Genomic DNA, 3,112 nt, shown 5'->3' on the forward strand with positions numbered 1-3,112 from the left:
GTAGCGCACGAGGCCGTCGCGCGTGCCGAGCCGGGTCAGCCCGCGGTGCCGCATGGCCTCCTCGGCGCGCAGCTCGACGCCGTCCCGGTCGAGCGCCGTCTGCCACACCGTCGCCTGAACTCGGGTCTGATCGGGAGTGAACGCCGGCCCAGATGCGCCGACCGCGTCGGCAACGAGGTGGCGCTGTGCTGTCATCCACTCGTCAGCGTCGACTCTGAGTTTGATCGGCGCCAGTGCCGCGACGATGACCTGCGCCGAGTCCACGCCCAGCTCGCCACACGCGAGGCTGTCGGCAACGGACTCGAAGCGCGGCGGCAAGTCCTCTCCGATGAGCGACGTTCGCACCCGGACCTCGGACCCGAGGCGGATGCGCCGCGCAGCCGTCGACTCGGCCACGCGCGCGACGCGGGCGATGAGCTCGACCGGTGTGCGGCATCCCTTCTTCGCGGAAAGGCGATCGAGGCCCAGCTCACGGCGGGAGCGCTCGGCGAGTTCACCTGCACAGTGGACGCGCAACGCGTCGACGCGACGGCCGAGAGCTTCGACGGCCGCGGTGACGGCGAGCAGGTCGTCATCGACGAGACCGGTGACACCGCCAGGATGCACCAGCTCGGAGGTCGCGTCGGCGAGCGCCTGGAGTGCTGGTGCGAGGTCGTCCATACCTCACAGTCAAGCAGGCACCACTGACAACCACGGTACGAGTTTTAGCCTTTGATCAGGTATTTCTCCTGTGGACAACTCTCATCTCGAACCCCCTGTGGAGGGAGAGTCGAATCAGTCAGAGCCCACAGCGGACGCAGCGCCGATCCCCCTCACTGACGACTTCTCATGCACGCGGCGTCAGCACCCCGCACGCAGCGGAACTGCGGTCACACCCAGCCGGACAGCGCGCTGCGGAAGCCCGCGAAATCGTCCCGGTGCACGGTGTGCCCGGCGCCGGCGACCGTACGCACCTCGAAGCCGGTGCGACGCAGACGATCGGCGACGGATGAGCTGACCATCCGCGAGCGGTCGGCGAGCATAACGAGCGACGGCACGGCCATCCGGTCCGGAGGCGTCAGCGGCATCGCTTTGCCGTCGCCGAAACGGCGCAGGAAACGACGGTCGAAGGCCGCATAGTCGCCCACCTCGATCTCCACGTCGTCCCGATGCCATCGCGGGTTGCTGCGGGCGACCGCGTCTGCGCCCCGGCTCAGCAGGCTGCGGAACAGCATGGGCGCGCCCGCCCGCTGCCACCACGGCAGCCGCGTGCCGAGGAACGCCGGGTCGATGTACACGGCGCGTCCCGGCTGCAGCCGACGGATGAGCCGGGACAAGGTGAGGCCGCCCAGCGAATGGCCGATCGCGAGCTCGGGCTTCAACGGCACCGTGTCGGCGATGCTGCGCACGAGCGAGGCGATCGAATACGACTCCAGCCGCGGGCTGCGGCCGTGTCCGGCGAGATCGACGGCGACGACGCGATAACCGCGCTCCGCGAGGTCCGGCCCGAGCCTGTGCCAGGTTCTCGAGCTGCTGAACAAGCCGTGCACCAGAACGGCCACGCGATCGCCTGCTCCCCACTCGCGCGTGAAAAGCTGCATACCGCCACGCTACGACGGCACCTTGAGTGCCAGGTCCACGCGTGCTGTGATCCGTCACGGCGGACGTCGGCGCCCTCGGGTCGGTCTGCGCCGGTGCCGCCCGCCGGCTCGACGAACGCTCCGCTCAGATCCAGCCGTCGAGCGCCTTCAGGAACCCGTCGAAATCATCCCTGTTGACGGTATGGCCGGCACCGGGGACGACGCGCACCTCGAATCCCAGCGTGCGCAACCGATCGGCCAGCTCTGTCCCGACGAGACGCGATCCGTCTGCCAGCACGAGCAGCGAAGGCACGACCATCGCGGTCGGAGCCGTCATCTCGTCGCCACGCAGGAAGCTGAGCGCCTTGCGATCGAACCTGGTGAAGTCCTCGGCCTCGGCGTCCACATCGGCTTGGGACCAGCGCGGGTTGCTCTTGGCGATAGCAGCGGCATCCGAGGAGAGCAGCCTGCGCGCGAACGGCGCCGCGAGCATGCGCTGCCACCACGGAAGCGCCGGCGCCGTGAAGGCCGGGTCCACGTACACGGCGCGCGCGGGCCGCAGGCGATCGACGGCGGCCGCCAGCGTCAGTCCGCCCAGGGAGTGCCCGATCGCGAGGTCTGGATGTCCGGGTACGCTCTCCAGAACGCTGTCGGCATAGAGGTCGATCGAGTAATGCGGCGCGCGTGGACTCCTGCCATGCCCCGGCAGGTCGACGGCGATCGCCCGGTATCCGCGATCGGCCAGCACGGGACCGAGGCTCTGCCAGTTTCCGGAGCTGGAGAAGATGCCGTGGATGAGCACGGCGACCCGGTCTCCCTCACCCCACTCCCGAGTGAAAAGCTGCATGCGTGCAGGCTAACGGCGGAGCGCGGCCAGGCGTCTACGCCGGGCTGTGGTAGCGCTGCTGCGCCGCGAGCAGGCCGTCCGTGGTGACGAGCTCGACGGCATCCGCCGCATCGGACACGAGGCTCGGCAACGCCTGCCGCTCCGTCGCGGTGAACGGGCTGAGCACGTGGTCGGCGGCATCCGTGCGGCCCGGCGGTCGCCCGACGCCGACGCGTACCCTCGTGAACTCCGGCGTGCGGAGTGCACTCGCGATGTCACGCACCCCGTTGTGGCCGCCGTGCCCGCCGCCGGACTTGAGCTTGAGGGTGTCGAAGGGGATGTCCAGTTCGTCGTGCACCACGATCAGCCGCTCCGGCTCGAGCGAGTAGAACCGCATGAGCTGCGCGACGGGCCCTCCCGACACGTTCATGTACGTGTTCGGCTTGGCCAGAACCAGGCGAGGGCCGCCGGGGACGATGCGTCCCTCGGCGACCCTCGCATTGGTCTTGTGCGACTTGAACACGACGGACGCCCGGCGCGCGAGCTCGTCCACGACCATCTGTCCGATGTTGTGTCGCGTGCGCTCGTATTGCGTGCCGGGATTGCCGAGGCCGACGACGAGCCAGGGCTGTTCCGCCATGCGTGTGTTCCGGTCCGGCTACTCGGCGGAGCCGGTCTCCGCCGCCTCCGCCTGCGCGGCCTCTTCGGCCTCCTCGGTCGCCTCGGC

The 3,112-nt window shown here is 69.6% G+C and carries 4 protein-coding genes; all 4 read right to left on the bottom strand.

The features are described from left to right. Positions 1–660, bottom strand: a 660-nt coding sequence (locus tag VHB92_RS07170; RefSeq protein WP_325452852.1) for a DUF222 domain-containing protein, incomplete at its 3' end; no start/stop codon positions are given. A gap of 209 nt (positions 661–869) precedes the next feature. Continuing rightward, entirely contained in the window at positions 870–1,580 is a 711-nt protein-coding gene (locus VHB92_RS07175) for an alpha/beta fold hydrolase (RefSeq protein ID WP_325452854.1), read from the bottom strand. Between the two features lie 124 nt (positions 1,581–1,704). Then, positions 1,705–2,406 carry an alpha/beta fold hydrolase gene (locus tag VHB92_RS07180; RefSeq protein ID WP_325452856.1) on the bottom strand — a complete coding sequence of 234 codons (702 nt, stop codon included), beginning with the start codon at positions 2,404–2,406 and terminating at the stop codon, positions 1,705–1,707. 34 nt (positions 2,407–2,440) lie between these two features. Next, positions 2,441–3,025, bottom strand: a complete 585-nt coding sequence (gene pth / locus VHB92_RS07185; RefSeq protein ID WP_325452858.1) for an aminoacyl-tRNA hydrolase — start codon at positions 3,023–3,025, stop codon at positions 2,441–2,443. Positions 3,026–3,112 lie beyond the last annotated feature (87 nt).

It is taken from the genome of Humibacter sp., assembly GCF_035547335.1.
Lineage (GTDB): Bacteria > Actinomycetota > Actinomycetes > Actinomycetales > Microbacteriaceae > Humibacter.

Bases quoted from the DNA above. Each gene is read 5' to 3' on its own strand.
- VHB92_RS07175 (WP_325452854.1), bottom strand. From the start codon at position 1,580: ATGCAGCTTTTCACGCGCGAGTGGGGAGCAGGCGATCGCGTGGCCGTT.
- VHB92_RS07180 (WP_325452856.1), bottom strand. From the start codon at position 2,406: ATGCAGCTTTTCACTCGGGAGTGGGGTGAGGGAGACCGGGTCGCCGTG.
- pth (WP_325452858.1), bottom strand. From the start codon at position 3,025: ATGGCGGAACAGCCCTGGCTCGTCGTCGGCCTCGGCAATCCCGGCACG.